At 66.3% G+C, this 24,615-nt stretch carries 18 protein-coding genes; 11 read left to right on the forward strand and 7 right to left on the reverse strand.

All coding sequences use genetic code 11. The annotated features are described in order from the left end of the window. Positions 1-201: 201 nt before the first annotated feature. Positions 202-3,051 (reverse strand): RNA polymerase-associated protein RapA, encoded by a 2,850-nt coding sequence (rapA, locus tag KRX52_RS14425; RefSeq protein WP_217682411.1) that lies wholly within the window; start codon positions 3,049-3,051, stop codon positions 202-204. Positions 3,052-3,241: 190 nt separating this feature from the next. Here rapA and KRX52_RS14430 point away from each other — a divergent pair, with 190 nt between their 5' ends. Then, positions 3,242-3,400: a hypothetical protein gene (locus KRX52_RS14430; protein WP_217682412.1), complete on the forward strand. Its 159-nt coding sequence runs from the start codon at positions 3,242-3,244 to the stop codon at positions 3,398-3,400. Positions 3,401-3,665: 265 nt separating this feature from the next. Next, entirely contained in the window at positions 3,666-3,785 is a 120-nt protein-coding gene (gene ccoM / locus KRX52_RS21010; RefSeq protein WP_302850383.1) for a cytochrome c oxidase subunit CcoM, read from the forward strand. A gap of 129 nt (positions 3,786-3,914) precedes the next feature. Here the strand turns inward: ccoM and KRX52_RS14435 are convergent, their stop codons facing one another. Beyond that, entirely contained in the window at positions 3,915-4,385 is a 471-nt protein-coding gene (locus KRX52_RS14435; protein ID WP_217682413.1) for a MaoC family dehydratase, read from the reverse strand. 396 nt (positions 4,386-4,781) lie between these two features. Between KRX52_RS14435 and fadD1 the strand changes: the two genes are divergently transcribed. From fadD1 to KRX52_RS14450, 3 genes are all read left to right on the forward strand, one after another. Then, positions 4,782-6,470, forward strand: a complete 1,689-nt coding sequence (fadD1, locus tag KRX52_RS14440) for a long-chain-fatty-acid--CoA ligase FadD1 (protein WP_217682414.1) — start codon at positions 4,782-4,784, stop codon at positions 6,468-6,470. 226 nt (positions 6,471-6,696) lie between these two features. Then, positions 6,697-10,764, forward strand: coding sequence for an ATP-dependent RNA helicase HrpA (gene hrpA / locus KRX52_RS14445; RefSeq protein ID WP_217682415.1), 4,068 nt, complete (start codon positions 6,697-6,699; stop codon positions 10,762-10,764). Between the two features lie 277 nt (positions 10,765-11,041). Continuing rightward, positions 11,042-11,653: a lipid-binding SYLF domain-containing protein gene (locus KRX52_RS14450; protein WP_254797594.1), complete on the forward strand. Its 612-nt coding sequence runs from the start codon at positions 11,042-11,044 to the stop codon at positions 11,651-11,653. Positions 11,654-11,765: 112 nt separating this feature from the next. Here the strand turns inward: KRX52_RS14450 and KRX52_RS14455 are convergent, their stop codons facing one another. Beyond that, positions 11,766-12,293, reverse strand: a complete 528-nt coding sequence (locus tag KRX52_RS14455) for a hypothetical protein (protein WP_217682416.1) — start codon at positions 12,291-12,293, stop codon at positions 11,766-11,768. A gap of 88 nt (positions 12,294-12,381) precedes the next feature. Continuing rightward, a complete protein-coding gene (locus KRX52_RS14460; protein ID WP_217682417.1) occupies positions 12,382-14,349 on the reverse strand; it encodes a metallophosphoesterase family protein in 1,968 nt (655 codons plus the stop codon). A 169-nt stretch (positions 14,350-14,518) separates the two neighbouring features. Between KRX52_RS14460 and KRX52_RS14465 the strand changes: the two genes are divergently transcribed. After that, positions 14,519-16,954, forward strand: a complete 2,436-nt coding sequence (locus KRX52_RS14465) for a M48 family metalloprotease (protein ID WP_217682418.1) — start codon at positions 14,519-14,521, stop codon at positions 16,952-16,954. Positions 16,955-17,022: 68 nt separating this feature from the next. Here KRX52_RS14465 and KRX52_RS14470 read toward each other — a convergent pair whose 3' ends face one another. Further along, the gene (locus KRX52_RS14470) at positions 17,023-17,397 is read right to left on the reverse strand and encodes a hypothetical protein (RefSeq protein ID WP_217682419.1); all 375 of its coding nucleotides are present in this window, start codon (positions 17,395-17,397) and stop codon (positions 17,023-17,025) included. A 338-nt stretch (positions 17,398-17,735) separates the two neighbouring features. Between KRX52_RS14470 and KRX52_RS14475 the strand changes: the two genes are divergently transcribed. Further along, a complete protein-coding gene (locus tag KRX52_RS14475; protein WP_217682420.1) occupies positions 17,736-19,073 on the forward strand; it encodes a putative porin in 1,338 nt (445 codons plus the stop codon). Between the two features lie 86 nt (positions 19,074-19,159). Further along, complete coding sequence (locus KRX52_RS14480) at positions 19,160-20,287, forward strand: GNAT family N-acetyltransferase (RefSeq protein ID WP_217682421.1); 1,128 nt, start codon at positions 19,160-19,162, stop codon at positions 20,285-20,287. Positions 20,288-20,321: 34 nt separating this feature from the next. Here the strand turns inward: KRX52_RS14480 and KRX52_RS14485 are convergent, their stop codons facing one another. Both KRX52_RS14485 and KRX52_RS14490 read right to left on the reverse strand, forming a co-directional pair. Beyond that, the gene (locus tag KRX52_RS14485) at positions 20,322-20,876 is read right to left on the reverse strand and encodes a peptidylprolyl isomerase (protein ID WP_217682422.1); all 555 of its coding nucleotides are present in this window, start codon (positions 20,874-20,876) and stop codon (positions 20,322-20,324) included. A 74-nt stretch (positions 20,877-20,950) separates the two neighbouring features. Further along, the gene (locus KRX52_RS14490) at positions 20,951-21,859 is read right to left on the reverse strand and encodes a LysR family transcriptional regulator (protein ID WP_217682423.1); all 909 of its coding nucleotides are present in this window, start codon (positions 21,857-21,859) and stop codon (positions 20,951-20,953) included. A 163-nt stretch (positions 21,860-22,022) separates the two neighbouring features. On the opposite strand from KRX52_RS14490, the gene KRX52_RS14495 reads away from it, so the two are divergent. The 3 genes from KRX52_RS14495 (at position 22,023) to KRX52_RS14505 (ending at position 24,414) form a co-directional block, all read left to right on the forward strand. Next, complete coding sequence (locus tag KRX52_RS14495) at positions 22,023-22,622, forward strand: FMN-dependent NADH-azoreductase (protein WP_217682424.1); 600 nt, start codon at positions 22,023-22,025, stop codon at positions 22,620-22,622. A 163-nt stretch (positions 22,623-22,785) separates the two neighbouring features. Then, positions 22,786-24,123, forward strand: a complete 1,338-nt coding sequence (locus KRX52_RS14500; RefSeq protein WP_217682425.1) for a DEAD/DEAH box helicase — start codon at positions 22,786-22,788, stop codon at positions 24,121-24,123. 114 nt (positions 24,124-24,237) lie between these two features. Beyond that, a complete protein-coding gene (locus KRX52_RS14505; protein WP_217682426.1) occupies positions 24,238-24,414 on the forward strand; it encodes a hypothetical protein in 177 nt (58 codons plus the stop codon). The last annotated feature ends 201 nt before the right edge of the window (positions 24,415-24,615 follow it).

Here is a 24,615-nt window from a genome sequence, read left to right on the forward strand (position 1 = left end):
CCGATGGCTACCACGCTCTGGCGTGGCAGCCCCGCCAGCGGGACGCTCCGCGTCTCGGGGGCAGTGCGCCGCGGCGCGTCCCACCGGTTACCCTGCAATCGATGAATAGAAAAAGGCCGTGCGGGGTGTCCCGACACGGCCTTTTCATTGCCTCGCCAACTCCCAGGCGGGCGCGCGGGAGTCGGCGCGGGCGTGGCGTGTTTAACCCGCCACCAGCACCCGGATGGCTTCCAGGCGCAGCGAGGCCTTGCCCAGCAGGGCTTGTCCCTGTTCGCGGCGCTGGCGCAGGCTGTCCAGCTCGCTCTCGCGCACGCTGGGGTTGACCGCGCGCAGGGCTTCCAGGCGTGCCAGTTCTTCCTCGAGTTCGGCGGCGAAGCGGCGGCTGGCCTCGGCCACGCGTTCGGCGTGGCGCGGGGCGATCTTGCCTTCGCCGCTGCCGATCAGCTTGGCCAGCACGTCGCGCTGGGCCTGGACGAACTTGTTGGCGCTGGCGCGCGGCACGCTTTCCAGCTGGTCGTGCAGGGTCTCGAAGCTGACGCGGGAGGCCAGGTCGTTGCCGTTGGCGTCGAGCAGGCAGCGCAGCGCCGCCGGCGGCAGGTAGCGGCCGAGCTGCAGGGCGCGCGGCGCCACCACTTCGCTGATGTAGAGCAGCTCGAGCAGCACGGTGCCGGGTTTCAGCGCCTTGTTCTTGATCAGCGCCACCGAGGTGTTGCCCATGGTGCCGGAAATCACCAGGTCCATGCCGCCCTGCACCATCGGGTGCTCCCAGGTGAGGAACTGCATGTCCTCGCGGACCAGCGCCTGGTTGCGGTCGTAGGTGACGGTGACGCCCTCGTCGTCGCCCAGCGGGAAGCCGGCGTCGAGCATCTTCTCGCTGGGCTTGAGGATCAGCGCGTTTTCCGAATGGTCTTCGCTGTCGATGCCGAATGCGTTGAACAGCGCCTCCATGTAGATCGGCAGGGCGAACTCGTCATCCTGCTCGAGGATCGCCTCGACCAGCGCCTCGCCCTCGCCGGCGCCACCGGAGTTGAGCTCCAGCAGGCGGTCGCGGCCGCTGTGCAGCTCGGCCTCCAGGCTTTCGCGGGCCGCCTGGCCCTCGCCCAGCAGCTGGCTCCACTCCTCGTCGTCACCGCCTTCGAGCAGCGGCAGCAGGCGCGGGCCGAACTGGTGCTGCAGGGCGTTGCCGGTCGGGCAGGTATTGAGGAAGGCATTCAGCGCCTGGTGGTACCACTGGAACAGGCGCTCCTGGGCGCTGGTTTCCAGGTAGGGCACGTGCAGCTGGATGGTGTGCTGCTGGCCGATGCGGTCGAGACGGCCGATGCGCTGCTCGAGCAGGTCCGGGTGGGCCGGCAGGTCGAACAGCACCAGGTGGTGGGCGAACTGGAAGTTGCGGCCCTCGCTGCCGATCTCCGAGCAGATCAGCACCTGCGCGCCGAATTCCTCGTCGGCGAAGTAGGCGGCGGCGCGGTCGCGCTCGAGGATGCTCATCCCCTCGTGGAACACCGTGGCCGGTGTGCCGGCGCGCACGCGCAGGCCTTCCTCGAGGTCCATCGCGGTCTCGGCATGGGCGCAGATCACCAGCACCTTGACCTTCTTGAGCATCTTCAGGGTGTCGATCAGCCACTCGACGCGCGGGTCGATGCGCCACCAGCGCTGGCTGTCGTCGGCGGCGTCGTCCAGTTGCGCCTGGTAGCCGACTTCCGGATACAGGTCGGCATGCTCGCCGACCGGCAGTTCCAGGTACTCCGCGGGGTTGGCCAGCGGGTAGGCGTGCAGCTCGCGCTCGGGGAAGCCCTGCACGGCGGCGCGGGTGTTGCGCAGCAGCACGCGGCCGGTGCCATGGCGGTCGAGCAGCTCGCGGATCAGCCGCGCGCGGGCCTCCTCGTTGCCGCCCTCGACGTCGGCCAGCAGGTCGTCGCCCTCGTTGCCGAGGAAGCCGTGAATCGCCGCGCGCGCCCCGGCGGACAGCTTGCCGTGGTCGAGCAGCTCCTGCACCGCCGCCGCCACGGGCTGGTACTGCGCGCTTTCGGCGCGGAAGGCTTCCAGATCGTGGAAACGGTCGGGGTCGAGCAGGCGCAGGCGGGCGAAATGGCTTTCCAGGCCGAGCTGCTCGGGGGTGGCGGTGAGCAGCAGCACGCCGGGGATGTTGGCCGCCAGCTCCTCGACCAGCCGGTATTCGGCGCTGGCCTGCTCCGGGTGCCAGACCAGGTGGTGCGCCTCGTCGACCACCAGCAGGTCCCACTCGGCCTCCAGCACGGCCTGCTGGGCACGCTCGTCGTCACGCAGCCAGTCGAGGGCGACCAGCGCCAGCTGGCAGTCCTCGAACGGGTTGTCGGCATCGCTCTCGATGAAGCGCTCGGCGTCGAACAGGGCGACCTGCAGGTTGAAGCGGCGGCGCATCTCCACCAGCCACTGATACTGCAGGTTTTCCGGCACCAGGATCAGCGCGCGGCGGGCGCGGCCGCTGAGCAGCTGGCGATGCAGGATCAGGCCGGCCTCGATGGTCTTGCCCAGACCCACCTCGTCGGCCAGCAGCACGCGCGGGCTGGCGCGGTCGGCCACTTCGCGGGCGATGTGCAGCTGGTGGGCGATTGGCTGGGCGCGGGCGCCGGCTAGGCCCCACAGCGGCGACTGCAGCAGGCGGCTGGCGTGTTCGAGGCTCTGGTAGCGCAGGGCGAACCAGCTCATCGGGTCGATCTGTCCGGCGAACAGACGGTCGCTGGCCAGACGGAACTGGATGAAGTTGGACAGCTGGGTTTCCGGCAGGGTGCAGCTTTCGTGCTGGGCGTTGAGGCCGCGGTAGACCAGCAGGCCGTCGACGTCCTCGACTTCCTGCACGGTCAGCTTCCAGCCTTCGAAGTGGGTGATCTCGTCGCCCGGCGAGAAGCGCACGCGGGTCAGCGGGGCGTTGCGCAGTGCGTATTGCCGGGTATCGCCGGTCGCCGGATAGAGGACGGTGAGCAAGCGGCCGTCCTGCGCGAGGATGGTTCCCAGCCCCAGTTCCGCCTCGCTGTCACTGATCCAGCGTTGCCCCGGTTGATACTGCGCCATGCATGACTCCAGACACGAAAATAAAGTGCCTATGTTAGCGGAAGGTCGCCAGGCAGGCCAAAGACAAGCGCCGCCGGTGCGTGGCGATCGTCGGGGTGGGGCTGGTCACTGACGCCGCCCGCCCCCATCATTGCCAGATATCCGGAGCGTCGACTTCCGCCCGTTTCGCCCGCTGCCAAGGAGCGCCGCCATGAGTGACGACACCCTGATCGACTTTGCCGCCGAGCGCGAGCGGCGCATCCACGACCTGCACGAGAAGCGTCTGCAGGACGTGCGCCTGGCCTTCGAGCAGGTGCTGCCGCTGTCGGCCAGAAAGAAGAAGGCCAAGGGCAAGCCGAAAAAGCGCTAGTCCGAGCATTCGTTCCCGCCTGACGGCCTGGCGCCGATGGCTCCCGCCTGGCTGCCGGCCGGGTGATTTTCCCGTCCTGCCCCCTTCCCGCCCTCGTGGCGCAGCGCTGGCGCTCGCCCGGCCTGTGGCTTCCGTTGATCTGCGTCAGGGTTTGCCTGCCTTCACTCCCCAGGGCGTCGGTGCCTGTTGATCCCGGTCAATTTCCCCCGGTCATGCATGGGTATTCTGGCTTCAACAGCAGCAAAGACGCACGTGGAGACAAGCCATGTTTATGGACGAGGTAGTAGTCGCAGGCATCATCATCGTCGTTCTGACAGCGGCGTTTCTGGGTGGGTTTGGATATTTCGTCTGGAAGGATTCGCAGAAGGGCAAGAAGCCGCACTGATCCTTCCCGACTCACGAGCACGCAAGGCAATTGGGGCGACTTCGGTCGCCCGTTTTTTTGTCTGCAGAAAAGCCCCAAAGCACAACGCCCACGATTTCGTGGGCGTTGTGCTTTGGGGCGGCGCAGGTTTCAGCCGACGCTGATCGGCGGCAGCTCGGTCAGGGCGATGCGCAGCTTGTCCTGCGGGGCCATGACCTCGGCTTCGCCATCCACCACGGACTTGCCCTGCTGGTTGAGCACGCGGGTGGCGATGCGCACGCGGTTCTTCGGCAGCTTCTCCAGCACTTCCAGCTCCACGGTCAACTGATCGCCGAGCTTCATCGGACGGGTGAAGCGCAGGTTTTGGCCGAGGTAGATGGTGCCCGGACCCGGCAGGGTGCAGGCGATGGCCGCGCTGATCAGCGCACCGGTGAGCATGCCGTGGGCGATGCGCTCCTTGAACTGGGTCGCGGCGGCGTACTCGGCATCCAGGTGCACCGGGTTGCGGTCGCCGGACACTTCGGCGAACAGCTGGATGTCGCGTTCTTCCACAGTGCGCTGGTAGCTGGCCTTCTGGCCGACCTGCAGTTCATCGTAGGGGGTGTTTTCTACCAGACTCATGCGCGCTCCTTGGGTTTGCATGGCTATACGGAGGGTTTGCGTCGGTGACGCGGGCCTGCGACGGACGTGTCCGCCGCAACCGGATGGCGCGCTACGTTACAGGATAGCCCTGGCCCGCTACTACTCGGGGGGCGGTTGGCGCGTCGTGCAGTGGGCAGTCGCTGCCGGGCAGGATGGCCGTACCGACGCTGCTGAGGCGCCGCTGATTAGGCTAGGGTGACTTGAACGGCTTGCTCTCCCGGTCAGACTTGCCCGTGGGGGAAGCTGTTATCCTCGATGGACAATGGTCCTCGCGGCAGTGGTGGTGCGGGCCGGACATAACAAGAGCGCCATGGCCGGCGCACAGCGGCGGGTCCGGCTGACAGGTGCGGCTGCGTCGCGCGGGAGAGAGCCTCGATGAACGAACACTTCTGGACCGACAAATACCCCGCAGGGATCGCTGCCGAGATCGACCCCGACCGCTACCCGAACATCCTCGCCGTGCTGCGCGAGTCCTGCCAGCGCTTCGCCGACAAGCCCGCCTTCAGCAATCTCGGCCGCACCCTCAGCTACGGCGAGTTGTACGAACTCTCCGGCGCCTTCGCCGCCTGGCTGCAGGAGCATACCGAGCTGGAGCCTGGCGACCGCATCGCCGTGCAGCTGCCCAACCTGCTGCAGTACCCGGTCGCCGTGTTCGGCGCCCTGCGCGCGGGACTGGTGGTGGTCAACACCAACCCGCTGTACACCGCTCGGGAGATGGAGCACCAGTTCAACGACTCCGGAGCGAAGGCGCTGGTCTGCCTGGCCAACATGGCCCATCTGGCCGAGCAGGTGCTGCCGCACACCGGCATCCGCCAGGTGATCGTCACCGAGGTCGGCGATCTGCTGGCGCCGCTCAAGCGCCTGCTGGTCAACGGCGTGGTGCGCTACGTGAAGAAGCTGGTGCCGGCCTACAGCCTGCCGCAGGCGGTGAAGTTCACCGAGGTGCTGGCGCTGGGGCGCGGTCGGCCTTTGCGCGAGGCGACGCCGAAATCCGGCGAGGTGGCGGTGCTGCAGTACACCGGTGGCACCACCGGCGTGGCCAAGGGCGCCATGCTCACCCACCGCAACCTGATCGCCAACATGCTGCAGTGCCACGAACTGATGGCGGCCAATCTCGAGGACGGTCGCGAAACCATCGTCACCCCGCTGCCGCTGTACCACATCTACGCCTTCACCTTTCACTGCATGGCGATGCTGCTGTCCGGCAACCACAACGTGCTGATCACCAACCCGCGCGACCTGCCGGCGATGGTCGGTGAAATGGCCAGGTGGAAGTTCAGCGGCTTCGTCGGGCTCAACACCCTGTTCGTCGCCCTGTGCAACCACGAGGGCTTTCGCCGCCTCGACTTCTCCGCGCTGAAGCTGACCATCTCCGGGGGCATGGCCCTGCAGCAGGCCGCCGCCGAACGCTGGGAGGACATCACCGGCTGCGCCATCTGCGAAGGTTACGGCTTGACCGAAACCAGCCCGGTGGTATCGGTCAATCCGCGCCAGCACAACCAGCCCGGCACCATCGGCATTCCCATGCCCTCGACCCTGTGCAAGGTGATCGACGAGGCGGGCAACGACCTCGGCCTCGGTGTGCCCGGCGAGCTGTGCGTCCACGGCCCACAGGTGATGAAGGGCTACTGGCAGCGCCCCGAGGCCACCGCCGAGGTGCTCGGCGCCGACGGCTGGCTGAAGACCGGCGACATCGCGCTGATCCAGCCCGACGGCTATATCCGCATCGTCGACCGCAAGAAGGACATGATCCTGGTGTCCGGCTTCAACGTGTATCCCAACGAGCTGGAGGAAGTGCTGGCCAGCCTGCCGGGGGTGCAGCTGGGCGCCGCCATCGGCGTGCCGGACGACAAGACCGGCGAGGCGGTCAAGTTGTTCGTGGTGCGCAAGCCTGGCGTCGAGTTGACCGCCGAGCAGGTGCTGGCGCACATGCGCGCCAACCTCACCGGCTACAAGGTGCCGCGGCAGATCGAGTTCCGCGACAGCCTGCCGACCAGCAACGTCGGAAAGATCCTGCGCCGCGAGCTGCGCGAGCAGGAGTTGAAGAAGCACGCCACGGCCTGAGCCACGGTTCTACGCGCGGAGCATGAGGGATCGCGCCCACGCTCGCGCGTGCGAGCGCCTCGGGGACGCGCGGCGTCCCGGGGTACGGAGTTTATGGACGCGGGAGCGTCCAGGGCGGCATGCCCACGGCTGGGCGTGGGCATGATCGGCTGCCGAGCCCCGCGGCGCTTCCCACGCAAATCTGCGACAATCCCCGCCCCGAAAATACCAAGCCGACGCCCGCCCGATGAGTGCCGTACCCGCCTTCGACCAGCTGCTGAAGAACCTCGACCAGGCGCTCAACGCCGACCGCCACCGCCTGCGCCGCCAGCTGCATGAGCTGCGCAAGCAGGCGGGCACGCCAGCGTGGGACGAGGGCAAGCTCGCCCAGTGGCTGGAGCGCTTCCAGGCCTCCGTCGCCAAGGTCGCGGCGCGCCGGCAGAGCGTGCCGCGCATCCGCTACGACGACGCGCTGCCGATCGCCGCGCGGCGCGACGAGATCAAGGAAGCGATCAGCAAGCATCAGGTGGTGGTGATCGCCGGCGAGACCGGCTCGGGCAAGACCACCCAGCTGCCGAAGATCTGTCTGGAAGTCGGCCGCGGCGTGCACGGGCTGATCGGCCACACCCAGCCGCGCCGGCTGGCCGCGCGCAGCGTGGCGACCCGGGTGGCCGAGGAAATCGGCACGCCGCTGGGCGAACTGGTCGGCTACCAGGTGCGCTTCGAGGACCACAGCGGCGAGCAGTCGCTGATCAAGCTGATGACCGACGGCATCCTGCTCGCCGAGACCCAGCACGACCGCTACCTGGAAAAGTACGACACCCTGATCGTCGACGAGGCCCACGAACGCAGCCTGAACATCGATTTCCTGCTCGGCTACCTGAAGAACCTGCTGCCGCGCCGCCCCGACCTCAAGGTCATCATCACCTCGGCGACCATCGACCTGGAGCGCTTCTCCAGGCACTTCAACGACGCGCCGATCATCGAGGTGTCCGGGCGCACCTACCCGGTGGACACCTGGTACCGGCCGCTGGCCGCCGAGCAGGACGAGAACGGCGAGGCGCTGTTCGACGACCTGTCGGTGGAGCAGGGCATCCTGCGCTCGCTCGACGAGATCGAGGCCCACGAGCGTTCGGTGGGCCAGCGTCCCGGCGACGTGCTGGTGTTCCTCCCCGGCGAGCGCGAGATCCGCGAGGCCGCCGAGGTGCTGCGCAAGGCCAACCTGCGCCATACCGAGGTGATGCCGCTGTACGCGCGCCTGACCCCGGCCGAGCAGCAGAAGATCTTCAAGCCCGCCGGCGGACGCAAGATCGTGCTGGCCACCAACGTCGCCGAAACCTCGCTGACCGTGCCGGGCATCCGCTACGTGATCGACAGCGGCACCGCGCGCATCAGCCGCTACAGCTACCGCTCCAAGGTCCAGCGCCTGCCCATCGAGGCGGTGTCGCAGGCCAGCGCCAACCAGCGCAAGGGCCGCTGCGGCCGGGTCGAGCCGGGCATCTGCATCCGCCTGTACGCCGAGGAAGACTTCCTCGCCCGCCCCGAATTCACCGATCCGGAGATCCTGCGCACCAACCTGGCCGCGGTGATCCTGCAGATGCTCCATCTGCGCCTGGGCGACATCCAGGATTTCCCGTTCATCGAGCCGCCGGATGGCAAGGCGATCAGCGACGGCTTCAACCTGCTACAGGAGCTCTCGGCGGTCAACCGCGAGAACCAGCTGACCCCGCTAGGCCGCCAACTGGCGCGCCTGCCAATCGACCCGCGGCTGGGGCGCATGCTGCTGGAAGGCGCCCAGCAGGGCAGCCTGGCCGAGGTGCTGGTGGTGGTCAGCGTGCTGTCGGTGCAGGACCCGCGCGAGCGGCCGATGGAGCGCCAGCAGGCCGCCGACCAGGCCCACGCGCAGTGGAAGAACCCGGATTCTGACTTCGCCGCGCTGATCAACCTGTGGCACGGCTTCGAGGCACAGCGCCAGGCACTGGGCGCCAACGCCCTGCGCAACTGGTGCCGCAAGAACTTCCTCAACTACCTGCGCCTGCGCGAGTGGCGCGACGCCCACCGCCAGCTGCTGCTGACCTGCCGCGACCTCCAGCTGCCGCTCAACGTGTTGGAGGTGCCCGCGCCGGCCGACGGTAGGGTGGACAACGGCGCCGCCTTGTCCACCGAAAAGCCGCAGAAGGGCCGCGGCGAACTCGACCAGCGCGCCCGCCAGGCGGTGGCCGCCCAGGACGAACGCCAGCAGAGCGCGCAGACCCTGAAGAACTACGCCGCCGTGCACAAGGCGATCCTCGCCGGTCTGCTCAGCCAGATCGGCCAGAAGACCGAGGAGGGCGACTACAACGGCGCCCGCCAGCGGCGCTTCTGGCTGCACCCGTCCAGCGTGATCGGCCGCAAGCGCCCGCAGTGGGTGATGGCCGCCGAGTTGGTGGAAACCACCAAGCTGTTCGCGCGCATGGTGGCCAAGATCGAGCCGGACTGGATCGAGCCGCTGGCGCCGCACCTGGTCAAGAAGAACCACCTCGAACCGCACTGGGAGAAGAAGCGCGGCCAGGTGGTGGCCTACGAGCAGATCACCCTCTACGGGCTGATCATCGTCGGCCGCCGCCCGGTGCACTACGGCCCCATCGATCCGCCGGCGGCGCGCGAGCTGTTCATCCGCGAGGGCCTGGTGCGCGGCGAGATCAACAGCCGCGCCAAGTGCCTGAGCGCCAACCAGCAGCTGCTGGAGTTGTTCGACGAACTGGAGGCCAAGGCGCGCCGCCGCGACATCCTCGCCGACGAGGAAACCCTGTACGCCTACTACGACGCGCGGCTGCCGGCGGACATCTACCAGACCGCCAGCTTCGAGACCTGGTACAAGCGCGAGAGCGCGAAGAACCCGCAGTTGCTGATCATGCGCGAGGAAGACGTGCTGGCCCGCGAGGCCAGCGAGATCACCGCGCAGCAGTACCCGGACAGCCTGAGCATCGGCCGCCTGCAACTGCCGCTGACCTATCACTTCGAGCCCAACCACCCGCGCGACGGCGTCACCGTGCGCGTGCCGGCGCCGCTGCTGCCGCAACTGCCGGCCGAGCGTCTCGACTGGCTGGTGCCGGGCCTGCTGGAAACCAAGTGCGTGGCGCTGGTGCGCAACCTGCCCAAGGCGCTGCGCAAGAACTTCGTGCCGGTGCCGGACTTCGTCGGCGCCGCGCAGGCCAAGCTGGCCTTCGGCGAGGGTTCGCTGCCCGCGGCGCTGGGCCGCGAACTGCAACGCATGACCGGCGCCCGCGTGCCGGAGGAGGCCTGGACGGAGGCTGCCGCCCAGTTGGACAGCCACCTGAAGATGAACATCGAGGTGGTCGACGCGCGCGGCAAGTTCCTCGGCGAAGGCCGCGATCTCGCCGAGCTGACCGCGCGCTTCGCCGAGGCCAGCCAGGCCGCGCTGGCGCTGCCGGCGAGCCAGGGCGAGGCCAAGCCGGTCGCCGCCCGCGACTTCGCTGCGGTCGAGGAAAAGACCCAGCAGAAGATCGCCGGCCTGTCGCTGACCGTCTACCCCGCGCTGGTCGAGGAGGGCGGCACCGTCAAGGAGGGCCGCTTCCCGACCCAGGCCGAAGCCGAGTTCCAACACCGCCGCGCCCTGCAGCGCCTGCTGCTGCAACAACTGGCCGAGCCGGCCAAGTACCTGCGCGGCAAGCTGCCGGGCCTCACCGACCTCGGCCTGCTGTACCGCGAGCTGGGTCGCGTCGATGCGCTGGTCGAGGACATCCTGCTGGCCAGCCTGGACAGCTGCATCCTCGACGGCCAAAACCCGCTGCCGCGCGACGGCGCCGCGCTGGCGTCACTTGCTGAACAGAAGCGCGGCAGCTGGGCCGAGCACGCCGAGCGTCTGGCCCGGTTGACGCTGGAAATCCTCAAGCTCTGGCACGGCCTGCAGAAACGTTTCAAGGGCCGCATCGACCTGGCCATGGCCGTCGCTCTCAACGACATCAAGGCCCAGCTCGGTCACCTGGTCTACCCCGGTTTCGTGCGCCAGACCCCGGCCGAATGGCTCAGGGAATACCCGCGCTACCTCAAGGCCATCGAGCAGCGCCTGGACAAGGTCGGCAGCCAGCTGCAGCGCGACCGCGTGTGGAGCGGCGAACTGGCCGGCTACTGGGAGCAGTACCAGGCGCGCGCCGCCAAGCACGCCCAGGAAGGCAAGCGCGATCCCGAGCTGACCCTGTACCGCTGGATGCTAGAGGAGTACCGGGTGTCGCTGTTCGCCCAGCAGCTGGGGACGAAGATGGCGGTGTCGGACAAGCGCCTCGGCAAGCAGTGGGGAGCAGTGGAGGCCTGATGGTCCGCCATCTGCCGGCGAGGGTTTGATCGTACTCACGCCCTGCGTGGGTACGCCCTTTCAGAATGCCCAGCATCGGCTGTTTGGCCGTAGCATGTTCCTGTCACCGCCCGCCCTGGCCGCTGCGGTAATCCGCCAGCCTCATTTGACCGCCCGCCCTGTGCGAACTAGCGTTTCACAGGCGCTCACGAGCGTATGCCCACTGCGCCCCTCGGCTTGAAGTCGTGGAGTGAAGATAGCGGGCCACGGTGAGCATTCTCAATAAGAGGGGGGCACCATGAAGCTTGATCCATCAGTCTCGAGCGCTTTGCCAGCAACCGAATGGCTCGTGTTCTTCGACAAGATACGGAAGGCGTTGATCGGCGCGATCATGAGCGTCTTTCTGGTGCTTGCAGCCAGTGCTGCCGTCGCCGCGGAGGACGCGGCGCAGCTCAGCAAGGACGCACATGCCGCGCTTGCATCGCTGTATGCGGACGTGCCTGCGGCCAAGGTGTTGGGCGACAAGGCGCAGGCGATCCTGGTTTTCCCGAGCATCACCAAGGCGGGTCTGGTGATCGGCGGGCAATACGGTGAGGGCGTGCTGATCAAGGACGGCAAGACGGTCGGCTACTACAGCACCGCCGGGGCGTCCTATGGCCTGCAGGCCGGCGTACAGAAGTATGGCTACGCGATGATGTTCATGACCGACGCGGCTTTCCAGGCGTTCAGCAAGGCGGAGGGCTTCGAGGTGGGTGTCGGCCCGACCGTGGTGGTGGTGGACGAGGGGATGGCGCGCAACGCCACCACCGCAACCATGAAGGAAGACATCTATGCCTTCGTCTTCGGCCAGAAGGGGCTGATGGCGGGGATCGGCATCCAGGGCACCAAGATCACCAAGATCGCCAAGTAATCCGTCCTGTTCCTCGGCAGACAGGTCAGTCCCTGCAGGGCGCGTGGGGAGCGAGCCTTGGGTGGTGGGCGCTGATCTGTCTTGCCATCAGCGGTGAGCATTTCGCTGGGCGTCAGGGGCGGGCGAGTTCGACCATGTCCGGCGTCACCTCGATGACCCGCACCTGCTCCGGAGCCTGCGCCAGCAGGGCCTTTTTCGCCACTGCGTAGCAGTCGTCGACGTGGGCATTGCCGAGCAATTTCATCGCGCCGAAGCTGATCGAGGCGGCAAGGGCCTGGCCGAGGATGGGCACGAAGCGAGCCACCGTCTTGGTGGTGACGCGGATGCCGACGCGCTTGAGCGCCTGCATGACCAGTTGCCGGGTCACCCATTTGCCGATCAGGTTGTTGCCGATGCTGGTGGCACCGATCAGGATCACCCGTTTGATCTGCGGGTCGAGGCCTTCGATCTGGTCGGGGTTGAGGCCGAACTTCTTATTGATCGCCGGGATCATTTCGATCAGCAGGCTGACGTCGGCGCCCAGGTCGAGGCCGGGAATCGGCAGCACCGCCGCGCCGGCAGAGAGGCCGGCGCGCCTGGTGACCATGGCCTTGCACTCGTCGCGCAGGGCGTCCAGTTGTTCGAGGCTATGGGGCAGCATGGACTCTCCTGAGGGTGGGGCTGGAACGTTTCCAGTATGCGGCAAATCGCCCGGCGAGGGGGCTGCGCCGGGCTGACGGTGTGGGCGCTCAATCCGGGGCGTCCAGCTCCTCGCGCGCGGTCACCTCGAAGCACGTCGGCGCCGAGCCATCGGCATTCAGCTGGCGAATCTCGCTGGGCCGGCCGCGCTCGTCCAGACGCACCTGGCCGAGGCCGGCGCCGTTCCACAGGCGTTCGCCGCGCCGGCTGCGGCTGGGGATGCGCGGGGTGATCTGCATCTTGCGCCGCTTGGTGAACCAGTTGAGCGGCGAGTGCGGGGCGTACAGCCAGCGGTTGAGGCGGTCGAACCAGTCGAGCAGGCGCGCGGGGAATTCGTTCTTGATGCCGCTGCTGGTGATCTGCCAGATGCGCGGACCACTGTCGCGGTGGCGGATGTGCACCTCGTAGGCGAAGGAGTAGTGCACATCGCCGGAGAGGATCACGTAGTTCGCCGGGGTGCGCGAGTGGCGGAAGATGTTGAGCATGACGTGGGCCGCGCCGCGGTGGGCCATCCAGTTTTCCGCATCGACCAGCAGCGGCTGGCCGGCCCAGGTGAACAGGCGCTGGACGATCTCGATCAGCTTGACGCCGAACACCGGCGCCGGCGAGACGATGACCACCGCCGGCTCGTCGAGCAGGGCGTGCTGCAGCTCGCACAGGGCCTCCCAGTCCATCAGGCCGGAAGGCCGGCTGAGGGTGCTTTCGCTGCGCCAGCGGCGGGTGCGGGTGTCGAGCACCAGCAGGAGCGGCTGGCCGGGCAGGCTGTAGTGCCAGTGGCTGAAGGCGAGCAGGCGGCCGATGATGGCGTCCTGGGCTGGAGCGCCCAGCCGCTGTTGGTGGTCCGGCGTGGCGAGCAGGTTGCGGATCGCCGGCAGTTCGCTGGCGAAGGCATCCGGGCAGTTGCCCCAGCCCTGGCACAGCAGGTAGCCGAGCAGGGCGTTGCCGACGATGCGCCGCGAGAAGGGATGGCCGTAGGCGACCCGCTCCCAGTGGGCGGAGAGGTTCCAGTCGTCGGTGATGTCATGGTCGTCGAAGATCATCAGGCACGGCAGCTGGGCCATGGCCCGCACCGCCTGCGGCAGGTCGGCGACGAAGGCGCGGATCACCTGTTCCTCGTCGCGGTAGCGCGCGGCCAGATGCTCGGGCAGCTCCGGCAGGCGCGGGTCGATCAGTCGCCAGGGCACGGGCGACCAGACCAGCAGGTACATGGCCAGCACTTCGGCGAAGGTGACCAGGTGGTTGTGGGCGTTGGCGCTGGTGAACACCGGCTTTTCCACGCCGCCGAAGAAGCGTTCGCGCAGTTCCTCGTTGGCGGTGTAGGCGGGCAGCAGGTCCTCGCGCCGGTAATAGCCGGCCGGGTGGGCGTAGAGCGCCTCGCTGGTGCTGACCGTGGCGCCGTCGAGGTGTTCGCCATACAGGCCGAGGCGTTCGATCAGACGGTGGATGGCTACCAGCATCGGCCCGGCGACGTCGTCGGCATAGATCTGGTCGCCGCTCAGCATCAGCAGTGCCGGACGCTCGGCTGGCTGTTCGCGGCTGACGGCGAGCAGGGCGTCGGCCTGCAGCAGGCCGTCCTGGCTTGGGTGGTGCGGCTTGCGGCAGGAACCGTGCAGCAGGTGATCAAGCCGGCCGCGGCGCACGAAGCTCGGCCGGGTCTGGCCGGGATACAGCAGATGCGGCGCCCAGTCGGCGATGGTCAGGGTTTGGCCGTCCTCGTCTACATGCAGGTCGTAATGGATGAAGGTGTCGGCCGGCAGCGGCTCGTCCAGCGGCACATCGATCAGGTGCAGCCAGGCATGGCGGCCGATGGCCAGGCGCTGGCAGCGGGAGTCGTCGAGCGGCAGGTCGAGTTCGACCAGGCCGCGCTGCGGGTCGTCCCAGGCCAGCCGCAGGCGGGCGTCAAGTGCTCGCGTGGCGACCAGCCAGAGTACCAGGCGCCGGGCTTCGAGGCGGCGCAGCAAAGGGCCGGCCAGGACGAGAGGCAGGTCGGTGGAATGAGCGGCGGCGGTGCTGGGCATGGTGTTCGGCAGTGCGGAAGAGAGCTGCATTGGGCCACGCGGCGGCGGTTCGGTTCAATGCCTGTGGCGTCCTTCGGGCGAGGCTGTGGTGGGCGTGATGGCTGCCCAGGCGTCGCGTCGTGCCCTTTGCTAGGCTGTGTCCCTTTGTCAGCCGATGCGAGGGATCGCCATGCTTGTTCGTCTGGTGCTCACGGGGCGCGCGTTGCCCGGGCACACGCCAGAGAGTATTCGTCAGGGGTTGCAGGAGCGGCTGAAGTTGTCGCCCGCGCAGAGTGCGGCGCTGTTGCCGCCGGCCACGCGGGTGGTCAAGAGTCAGTTGGCTCGCGCGGATGGCGAGCGCTGGCTGGCGCTGCTCCGGCAGGTGGGGCTGGAGGCGCGCGTGGAAGCACTCGAAGTCTCGTCTGCGCCGGAGACGGTAACCGCTCCCGCGCCGCTGCCGACGCCCGAGTCTGCCGTACCTGCACCCATGTTGCCGCCCGTTGCCGCCGTCGCGCCTGATCCCCTGCTGGCGTTGCAGGCGCTGGCCCGCGACGGGCTCAAGCGTGCGCCGCCTGGGGTTGGCTATGTCCTGCAGTTGCTGCTGGTGACGCTGTGCTGTGTGTTGGTGCCGGTACTGTACAGCGCGCTGGTGGTCGGTCTGGCGGTGGCGCTGGGCTGGTATCTCATGCATATCCACGAGTATCTCGGCCGGCTGCACAATATCTGGCTGCTGCTGGCGATCTACGCCATCCCGGCGCTGAGCGGCGGCATTCTGCTGCTGTTCATGGCGCGTCCGCTGTTTTTCGGCGGCCAGCGCGAGGCGCCGCCGCGCGAACTCGATCTGGCCCGCGAGCCGCAGTTGCAGCAGGTGATCGAGCAGCTGTGCCAGGCGATCGGCCTGCGTCCGCCGGTAGCGGTGCACCTGTGCAACGAGGTCAACGCCAGTGTGCATTTCCAGGGCGGCTGGAGCGGCTTCTTCAGCGGCGACAAGGTGCTGACCATCGGCATGCCGCTGGTGGCGGGGACCACGGTGCAGCAGCTGGTCGGGGTGCTGGCCCACGAGTTCGGTCATTTCGCCCAGCGGCTGGGCATGCGTTGCAGCTTCCTGATCAACCGGGTCAACGCCTGGCTGGAGAGCCGCGCTTACGCACGCGATCCGTGGGACGACCGGCTGCAGGGTTGGCTGGAGAACGAGGACACCTGGGAGTTGCTGCGCTGGGCCGGCTGGGTGGCGCAGTACGGCATCGCCCTGGCCCGCGGGCTGCTGCGCGGTTGCTTCGCGCTGAGCTTTCGCCTGTCGCGCGCGTTGTCGCGGCAGATGGAGTTTGACGCCGACCGCTACGAGACGCTGATTGCCGGCAGCGCAGCCTTCCGCCAGGGCGCGCTGCGTCTGCACGCCCTGGCCCAGGCGCAGGCCGAGGTGGATCGACAGAACGCGCATACCTGGCGCGAGCGCCGGCTGCTGCGCGACATCCCCGAGGCGACGGCGCTGCAGGTGGCGCGCCTGGATGCGCAGACCCTGCAGCGTCTGGAACAGAGCCTGGAGGAGGGCGACACCCGCTACTGGGACAGCCACCCGGCCGACCTCGAGCGTATCCGCCACAGCGAGGGCCTCAAGGCGCCGGGGCACCTGCATGACCCGCGTCCGGCGGCTGGACTGTTTGTCGATTTCACCGGGCACTGCCAGCGCGTCACCCGCGACTACTACGCTGCGCTGGGCCTGGACTACCAGGCCGAGCAGTTGCAGGACAGCCAGGCGATCCTGCAGCTCAACGATCAGCGCGAGCAGGCGCTCGACCGGTTGTACGAGTGGACCGGCCGGCAGTGGCGGGCGCTGCCCTGGCTGCCTCTGCACCTGCCGGTGGCGGAGGCCCATCGGCAACTGGGTTGGCAGGCGGTGGTGGACGAGCTGCGGCGCCTGTCGCCGGAGATCAGCCGGGCCTGGGAGGAGGCCGAGGCGCAGGAGGAGCAGCGTGTGGCCCTGGGCTACTGCGCACGGATGCAGCAGCAGGGCGTCGAACCGCGCCTCGGCGAGCACGAGCCGTTCGTGGCCGAGCGTCACCTGCCGTTGTACCGGCAGATCGAGGCGGGGGATACGCCGGCACAGCGCCAGTTGCAGGCGGCCGCCTCGCTGTATCGGCGGCGCCTGGAGCTGAGCCTGATTCAGGCGACGGCGTCGGTGCGCGAGGCCGCCCGGCTGCTGCTGGCGCTGGGCCGGCTGTATGGCGATTACGCCCGGCTGCGGGAGGCGCGGGAGCTGGCCGAGCGTTTCCTGACATTGCATCGCGAATACGCCGACCAGGTGACCGACCGGCTCAGCCAGGATGCCCTGCTGCGCTTCCAGGACCTGGCGCTCAAGCTGCTGGACCAGGCCGACGCCATAGCGCAGACGCTGTTCGACGGCGCCACCCTCGGCGGCTATCTGCGTCTGCGCTGCACGCGGTTGAACGCGCAGCCCGGCGAGCCGCTGGACTTCTTCCGCCACAGCGGCACGATTCTCGACAGTCTGGGCTACGCCTACCGCAGAGCGTTGGCCGAGGTGGCCAGCCACGGCATCGACGCCGAGACGCGCCAGGGCATCCGCGGGATTCGTCTGCTGGTCAAGGCTGAGGAGGCCGGCCGGTAGGGCGGATTCGGCGTGCTGCGCCAGTTGGTGTGGGCAGTTGGTGGCATGCGGGGCCGGGACGCGGCGCTTTACGAGGCGTCGCGCTCCGGCGCCAGGGCGATCCACGCCAGCAGCGGGTAGGCCAGGTAGTGGGCGGCGAACAGCAGTTGGCCGGGCAGGCCGGGTTCCTCTTTGATATACATCAGCGCCAGCAGGCCCGCATACAGCAGGCCGAGACCGAGGGCGTAGAGCCCGACCAGCACGCGGCGCTCCACCGGATAGGGCCGACGACCGGTACGCCAGCGGAATACCAGGGCCAGGCTGAACGCAACCAGGGCAGCAACCAGCAGGGTGGCGAACGGGCCGCCGACCTTGAGCAGGGTGCGTACCGGCAGGTTGAGCAGGATACAGGCGGCGATGCCGCCAAGGGCATAGTGGCCGAGCCTGGGGGATGCGGTGGACATGGGGCGCCTCCGGTCTGCGCGTGGGCAGTGTTTTGCTGGCGTCGATGGGGGGCACGGATAGCGGCCTGCCGTTCGGTCGTCACACTACGGGATGCCCCGCCCATCGCTCAAGCAGGATCGCTCTTGCGCTGGAAGCCGCGTGCTTGACGCTTCGTCGCGAGCGCTCGGGTCCCCGGCTGGACGCCTGCAAACAGCGAATGGGAAAAGTTCCGCATTCACAAAACCTTCACAATTCGGTCTCGGGCCTGTAATGAGCGGTCACCAAGATTCCCCCCAACACAACTAAGCCGCTGGCTGACGTGTTTTGGACGCCAACAATTGTCGAGGGGAATTTTCTGATGGGTCGTATTGTTTCTAAGCACGTTGCTTCGGGTCTGTGCACCGGCCTGCTGCTGGCCATGAGTGTACCGGCCAGCGCGGCTGTCGATGCAAAACTGCTCGAGATGCTCAAGGCCAACGGCTCGATCACCGCCGCCCAGCACTCTGAACTGCAGGCTGAACTGGCCAAGGAGCAGAAGGAAACCGCTGCACAGAAGACCGCTGCCGCCAAGTTCGAAGAAAAGATCGCCTGGGCGACCAAGACCCAGTTCAAGGGCGATGTGCGCCTGCGCCAGGAGATCACCAGCACCGATGGCCGTAACGCAGCAGGTGTGGATGATAGCAGTGACCAAGACCGTCAGCGTATCCGCATGCGCCTGGGTGCCTACAGCCAGGTCAACCCGGAAGTCGACGTAGGCATCCGTATCGCCAGCGGCAGCAGCGATGATCGTCGCTCCACCAACCAGACCATGGAAGGCTTCTTCACAAAGAAGAGCATCTGGATGGACCAGGCCTATATCGACTTCCACCCGGAAGCGGTGAAGAACCTGCACCTGATCGGCGGCAAGATGGCCCAGCCGTGGTTCAGCGTGGCCGACGTGATCTGGGACGGCGACATCAACCCGGAAGGTCTGGCCGCCACTTACAAGTATCCGCTGGGCGGCAGCGCCGAGCTGTTCGGCAGCGCCGGCTACTACAACATGGATGACAACGTCGACGGCGAGGGCGTGGAATTCCGTCACGATACCCAGATGTACACCGGCCAGCTGGGCGTCAAGTTCGCCCCGGCCGACAAGGTCGGCGTGACCCTGGGCGGCAGCGTATACAGCTTCGACAACGATAAGCTGCGCGACAGCAACGGCAACGGCATCATCGACCTCGCGACTGAGGCGTCCGCGCTGACCGCTTCCGGCAATACCACCAGCGAGTTCCAGCTGTGGGAAGGCTTCGGTCAGGTCGACTTCACCGGCCTCGCCGTGCCGCTGTCGTTCTATGGCCAGTACGTAGTCAACAGTGATGCCAACGACGAAATCCGCGTAAACGGCCGTGACGGCGATGGTGGCAACGATGGCGACACCGCCTGGCTGGTCGGCTTCAAGACCGGTTACGGCAAGGTCAAGTTCGACTACAACTACCGCGATGTGGAGCGCAATGCCGTGGTCGGTATCTTCACCGACTCCGACTTCGCTTCCGGTTTCACCGGTTCGCGCGGTCACAAGTTCAAGCTGGGTTACGACCTGAGCAAGAACTTCGCCGCGGGCGCAACCTACTACATGACCGAGACCGACGGTATGCGGGGCTTTGTCGCCGACACCGACACCGACACCCTGCAGCTGGACCTCGAAGCCAAGTTCTAAGCGCCAGGCTTCATCCGTACAAATCCCATTCAAGCCCCACTCCGGTGGGGCTTTTTTTCGTCCGCACGGCGCGCCAGACTGTGTCGATGACGATCCAGACGCTGCCATCTCTCGCCCTGATTTCCGCCCATGATTGGGATCGGCTGTTGCCCAGCGGGCAGCCGTTTCTACGCCATGCCTTTCTTGCTTCCCTGGAAGAGAGCGGCAGTGTCGGTGACCGCAGCGGCTGGCAGCCGGCCCATCGTTTGCTGCGCGATGCCCAAGGCAAGCTGCTGGCGGCCATGCCGGCCTACATGAAGAGCCATTCGCGCGGCGAGTACGTCTTCGACTGGTCCTGGGCCGAGGCGTGCGAGCGCGCGGGGATTGCCTATTACCCCAAGTTGCTGGCGGCAGTGCCCTTTTCCCCGGTGGGCGGTGCACGGGTGCTGGCGCGCGAGGCGGCGGATGCCGGGCGTCTGCTCGATGGCTTGACCGCAGGACTGTCCGATCAGGGGTTGTCCGGTCTGCATGTGAACTTTACCGATGCCTTCGCCGATGGTGTGTTCGGCGCTCGCGCGGGCTGGCTGGAGCGACTGGGTTGCCAGTTCCACTGGTTCAATCGCGGTTACCGGGACTTTCAGGACTTTCTTGATGCCCTGGCCTCGCGCAAGCGCAAGCAGATGCGCAAGGAGCGCGAGCAGGTGGCGGGGCAGGGGATCGATTTCGACTGGCGTGAGGGCGGCCAGCTTGCTGAGGCCGAGTGGGATTTCGTTTATGCCTGCTATGCCAATACCTACGCGGTGCGTGGGCAGCGGCCGTATCTGAGCCGCGACTTCTTCAGCCTGCTGGCTGCACGCATGCCCGAGTCTATCCGTGTCGTGCTGGCGCGGCAGGGCGGCCGGCCGGTGGCGATGGCTTTCTTCCTGCTGGATGGCGATTGCCTGTACGGGCGCTACTGGGGCTGCCTGGCGGACTTCGACCGCCTGCACTTCGAAACCTGCTTCTATCAGGGGCTGGAGCAGGCAATTGTGCTGGGGCTTGGGCGCTTCGATGCCGGTGCGCAGGGCGAGCACAAGCTGATCCGAGGCTTCGAACCGGTACTGACCCGGTCATGGCATTACCTGGTGCATCCCGGCTTGCGCGCGGCAGTGGCGGATTTTCTCGACCAGGAGCGCGCTGGGGTATACGCCTATGTCGAGGAGGCGCGTCAGGCGCTGCCTTACCGGCAGGCGTAGGGTGCGCGTGGCGCACCCATGCCAGGCCTGTGGGTTACAGGCGCTTGGCTGACTCGATCAGGACCGGCTGGACCGGCACGTTCTGGTGCATGCCGCGGTTGCCGGTGCGTACGGCGGCGATCCGGTCAACCACGTCCATGCCGCGCACTACCCTGCCGAACACCGCGTAACCGAAGTCGCGGCCGCCGTGATTGAGGAAGTCGTTGTCGGCCAGGTTGATGAAAAACTGGCTGGAGGCGCTGTTGATATCGCTGGTGCGGGCCATGGCCAGACTGCCGCGTGTGTTCTGTAGGCCGTTGTCGGCTTCGTTCTTGATCGGTGCCCGGGTTTCTTTCTGCTGCATGTCGGCGGTGAAGCCGCCGGTCTGCACCATGAAGCCGGGGATGACCCGGTGGAACTGCACTCCGTTGTAGAAGCCGCTGTCGACATAGGCGAGGAAGTTTTTCGCGCTGACGGGGGCTTTCTCCGCGTCCAGTTCAACCTCGATCTCGCCCAGGTTGGTGGTGAGCAGTACGTGAGGGGCTTCGGCGGCCAGCAGGCTGGCCGAGAAGATCAGGGTGCTGGCGGCTATGACGAGTTTTTTCAGCATGTGTGGATTTCCTGTGGTGGTTGGACGAGTGCAGTTGTTCTGTGGGTAGCGGTGGCAATTGGCATGTCCGCGGCTCATGGCGATACGGCCGGCTCCGGGCTCTGTGCATGGCGAAGCAATAGCTCACTGAGAATACGGGTGGCAGGCCCCATCTGTCGGTCTTTGTTAGGGTAGAGGAAGAAGCGGATTTCCCGGCGCGCGCCGTTGGTAAGTGGCAGCGGCTTGAGGGTGCCTTCTGCCAGTTCGCGGCCGACCATGTGCTGCGGTAGCCAGGCGAAACCGAGGCCGCTGCTGACGAAAGTGGTGGCGGTGGCCAGGCTCCCGACGGTCCAGCGCTGCTCGGAGCCGAGCCAGCCAACGTCGCGCGGCTGGCGGCGCCCTGAGTCACGGGTGACGATCTGTAACTGGGTTTCCAGGTCCTGGTAGGACAGCTCGCGCTGCAGGCGATGCAGCGGGTGGTCGGGGTGGGCGACGGCGATGAACTGGACGTTGGCCAGGTCGGTGCCGAGTTGATTGGGGAGAATCAGCCCGCTGATGGCCAGGTCGGCTTCGCCTTCGTTCAGTGCCTCCTCGACGCCGGACAGCACCTCCTCGCGCAGCAGCACGCGACAGCCGCGACTTTGCGGCATGAACGTGGAGAGGGCACTGACTACCCGTTGGGTCTGGTAGGCGGCATCCACCACCAGGCGCACTTCGGCCTCCCAGCCTTGCTCCATATGGTGCGCGAGTTCCTCCAACTGGCTGGCCTGCTTGACCAGCTGTCGTGAGCGGCGGAGGAGCAAGGTGCCGGCTTCGGTGAGTGCGGCCTTGCGTCCGTCGATACGCAGCAGGGGGACGCCGAGTTGCTCTTGCATCCGTGCGACGGTATAGCTGATCGACGATTGCGAGCGGTGCAGGGCTTCAGCTGCCTGGGCAAAGCCGCCGTGATCGACCACCGCCTGCAGGGTGCGCCACTGTTCGAGGGTCACACGGGGGGCTTTCATCGCTGGTTTCTCCGGGGTGCAGGCTTAGGGCACTAGATGAGGATGGAAAATACATCAATCAGCTCGATTGTTTGTAGCGGGTTTTTCGGCTTTTTTATCGATCCTCTGCGTAATAAGCTTCCCACCATCGATCCAGTGCATGACCCGGTGGAGTTAAATGCAAATGTCCAAGGTTCTCGTAGTCGAAAGCAGTGTCCGTCAAGAGGGTTCGGTCTCCCGCCAGCTGACTGCCGAGTTCGTCGCTCGGTGGCAGAAGGCGCATCCGCAGGATCAGGTGACCGTCCGCGATCTGGCCCGCGACGGGGTACCGCATCTGGATGCCGATCTGCTTGGCGGCTGGATGAAGCCGGCTGCCGAACAGAGTGCTGCCGAGCAGGCGGCGCTGGTGCGCTCCAATCAGCTGACTGACGAGCTGCTGGCCGCTGATGTCTTGGTGTTGGCGGCGCCGATGTACAACTTCGCGATTCCCAGCACCCTCAAGTCCTGGCTGGACCACGTGCTGCGTGCCGGCGTTACCTTCCAGTACACCGCGCAGGGGCCGCAAGGCCTGCTGCAAGACAAACGCGCCTTTATCCTGACAGCTCGTGGCGGCGTCTATGCCGGCGGCCCGCTGGATCAACAGGAACCCTATCTGCGTCAGGCGCTGGGCTTCATCGGCATCACCGATGTCACCTTCATTCATGCCGAAGGGCTGAACATGGGGGGCGATGCCGCCGAGCAGGGCCTGGCTAAGGCGCGCAAACAACTGGAGGCGGTTGCCTGAAGCCCGTTTGCTCCGCTGCGTGTCATGGAGCGCGCAGCTCTTTCACGGTCGCCTGCGGGCGGCCGTTTTTTTATCCTGACGGGTGAGCGATAAACAACTCCTGAGTGATGGCACGCATTGGGGTAGTCTATGTGCCAGCGATTTTTATCATTCGAGGTAGGTTGTGTTTGCTGATTACGGTTTGCATGAGCGTCTGCTCAAGGCGTTGTCGTCCCTGTCCTTCACCGAACCGACAGCGGTTCAGGCTGCCGCCATTCCGCCTGCTCTGGAGGGGCGTGATCTGCGCGTGACTGCCAAGACCGGTAGTGGCAAGACGGCTGCCTTTGTGCTGCCGCTGCTGCACCGCCTGTTGCAGACCAGCAAGCCGCAGGCCGGTGCGCGGGCACTGATCATGTTGCCGACCCGCGAGCTGGCACTGCAGACACTCAAGGAAATCGAGCGGTTTGCCCAGTTCACTTTCATCAAGGCTGGCCTGGTTACCGGTGGTGAAGGTTTCAAGGAGCAAGCTGCGGCACTGCGCAAGAATCCCGAGATCGTGATCGGTACGCCTGGTCGCCTGCTCAACCATATCGAGACGGGGAGCCTGCGCCTGGGTGACGTCGAGGTTTTGGTGCTCGACGAGGCGGATCGCATGCTGGACATGGGGCTGAGTGAGGACGTGCTGAAGCTGGCCAAGGCCTGCCCGGTGGAACGGCAGACCTTGCTGTTCTCGGCGACGGCAGGCGAGCGGGCGTTGAATCATGTGGTCAGCGAGATCATGCGTGACCCGCAACAGCTGTTGCTCAACCGCCGCGACGATCTGAACGAAAATCTCACCCAACAGATCATTACTGCGGACGACCCATCGCATAAGGAGCGACTGGTGCAGTGGCTGCTGGCCCACGAGGCGTTTGCCCAGGCCATCATTTTCACCAATACCCGGGCTCTGGCTGATCGTCTGGGGGGGGTGCTGCGCTCTCGCAAGTTCAATGCCTATGTTCTGCATGGCGAGAAAACCCAGGAGGAGCGCAAGGAGGCAGTCGAGCGCTTGCGCCAGGGCAATATCAACGTGCTGATCGCTACCGACGTGGCGGCACGTGGCCTGGATATCGAAGGGGTCGATCTGGTGATCAACTTCGACATGCCACGTAGTGGTGACGAGTATGTCCATCGCATCGGTCGCGCCGGCCGTGTCGGGCAGCAAGGCTTGGCCATCTCTTTGATCTGCCACAACGACTGGAACCTGATGTCCAGTATCGAGCGCTACTTGAAGCAATCCTTCGCGCGCCGTGTGGTCAAGGAGCTGCCTGGCAGTTACCAAGGTCCGAAGAAGCTCAAGGCCTCGGGTAAGGCTGCTGGCAGCAAGAAGAAAAAGCAGGCGAAAAAGACTGGGGCGACTGGCAAGGCGGGCAGCAAGCCGGCTGGGCGTAAGAGCGACAAGGGGCGGTCCGCCCCTGTTGCGCTGGGGGATGGCTCCGTTGCTCCGAAGCGCAAGAAGCCAACCCCGGCAGCTGAAGGCTGAAGCGACGCTTTAAAAGCCTGACTGCTGCACTGGGAGCTCTATGATTCGCCCGCTTCCAGCGGCAAGCTGAACCCAAGCTCCTGACAATCAATGGATCAATGGATCAATGGATCAATGGATCAATGGATCAATGGATCAATGGATCAATGGATCAATGGATCAATGGATCAATGGATCAATGGATCAATGGATCAATGGATCAATGGATCAATGGCTTGTGTTCTATGGCTGAATGGCATGCGCTGGGATGAAGGTCTCGCCAGCGCTGTCGGCGATTGGCGAAAAGTGTAGCGAGGGGTGTTGACATCGGCGCTCAGGGCTGTATGATTAATCTCCTCGCTGCAGCGGCCTTCGGGTTGAAGCTGGCGCAAGTGGTTGAAACGAAAAGAAATTTTCACGAAACGCTTGACAGGTTGTAAGGCTGCTGTAGAATTCGCGGCCTCGGTTGAGACGAAACACTGACTCGGTCGAAACGCTCTTTAACAAGTTGAA

Origin of the sequence: Geopseudomonas aromaticivorans, from assembly GCF_019097855.1 — a bacterium.
In the GTDB taxonomy this organism is placed as follows: domain Bacteria; phylum Pseudomonadota; class Gammaproteobacteria; order Pseudomonadales; family Pseudomonadaceae; genus Geopseudomonas; species Geopseudomonas aromaticivorans.